Raw genomic sequence first — 1,332 nt, forward strand, 5'->3', positions numbered from 1 at the left:
CGCTAATGAAATGGACACCTCCCCATATTGGCTTCAGTGAACCATGCTGTAAGTGCAAACCAACAGCAAAATGAAGAGGTGTCCCATGGAACAAATTATCGGAATTGACCTGGCAAAGCGAGTTTTTCAGGTTCATATCGTTTCTGCACAAGGCGAGAAAAAAGCGAACAAAATGCTCACTCGTGAAAAGCTGATGGCTTTTATTGCTCAGCAACCCTCGTCCAGAATTGTGATGGAAGCGTGCGGGAGTGCCAATTACTGGTCCCGCCAGTTTAAGACATTCGGGCATGACGTCAGACAAATCAGCCCGCAGTATGTGTCGCCCTTCAGAATGGGAAATAAGAACGACAAAAATGACGCCACCGCTATTGTCGAGGCTGACAGTCGTCCGGGAATGCGCTATGTACCAGAAAAAAGTCTTGAGCAGCAGGATATTCAGTGTATTCACCGGGTTCGCCAGCGGTTGATGAAAAACAGAACGGCGCTGATTAATCAGATTAGGGGACTGGGTCTGGAATACGGTATTGCGATACCGGAAGGTGCACACAAAATCATGACCTGTCTGCCCGATTATCTGGAAGACGCGGAGAATGAACTTACCGCTCTCAGCCGACAACTGTTTCACGAAATATGGCTGGAATTGCAGGACTGCCAGCAACGTATCAAAACGCTGGATGTACGCCTGGAGCAGATAAGTACACAGAACGAGGATACAGCCCGGCTGGTAAATATACCGGGTATCGGGCCACTGGGGGCATCAGCACTGACGATAGCGCTGGGTGACAGCAGAAGTTTTAATAATGGCCGACATTTTGCCAGTTATCTGGGATTGGTGCCCGGAGAGCACAGCAGCGGCGGTAAACCCAGACTTTTGGGAATAACGAAGCGTGGCGATGGTTATCTGCGCGGCTTGCTTATCCATGGTGCCCGTTCCGTGGTTTATCGTACGGTTAACCTCCCGGATGAGCGGTGTAGCGCCCTCCAGAGATGGCTGAAGGGTATTATTGTTCGCGGCGGCGTGAATAAAGCTGTAGTGGCGCTGGCGAACAAAAATGCCCGGGTGGCCTGGGCATTGGTCAACCAGAGAACAGAGTATAGGAATCAGTAACAATCTGATTTATAAGAAGTCCAAAGCGTTGATGTACTGACAGGTAGAACCGACTCTCTGTCAACCTGGCAAATAGCTCGGCCACAGCAGGCCACGGCGTTAATGAGGCCAGAGAGTACGGATGTTCATCAGGGCTCACGAAGCCGGATATATGTGTGTGACTACGTTGTCAGAAAAAATCAGCCCATGCTTGCACTGGGTCGGTGTCCATATAAGCTATTTAG

At 50.1% G+C, this 1,332-nt stretch carries 1 protein-coding gene; it reads left to right on the forward strand.

Going from position 1 to position 1,332, the window contains the following annotated elements; genetic code table 11:
• Window positions 1–85 precede the first annotated feature (85 nt).
• Complete coding sequence (locus tag OB87_RS19385; RefSeq protein WP_033571000.1) at window positions 86–1,108, forward strand: IS110 family RNA-guided transposase; 1,023 nt, start codon at window positions 86–88, stop codon at window positions 1,106–1,108.
• Window positions 1,109–1,332: the final 224 nt, after the last annotated feature.

The sequence above is a fragment of the Dickeya undicola genome (genome assembly GCF_000784735.1).
Taxonomy (GTDB): Bacteria; Pseudomonadota; Gammaproteobacteria; order Enterobacterales; family Enterobacteriaceae; genus Dickeya; species Dickeya undicola.

Excerpts from the sequence above, each read along its gene's own strand:
- OB87_RS19385 (WP_033571000.1), top strand. The coding sequence starts at position 86 with ATGGAACAAATTATCGGAATTGACCTGGCAAAGCGAGTTTTTCAGGTT.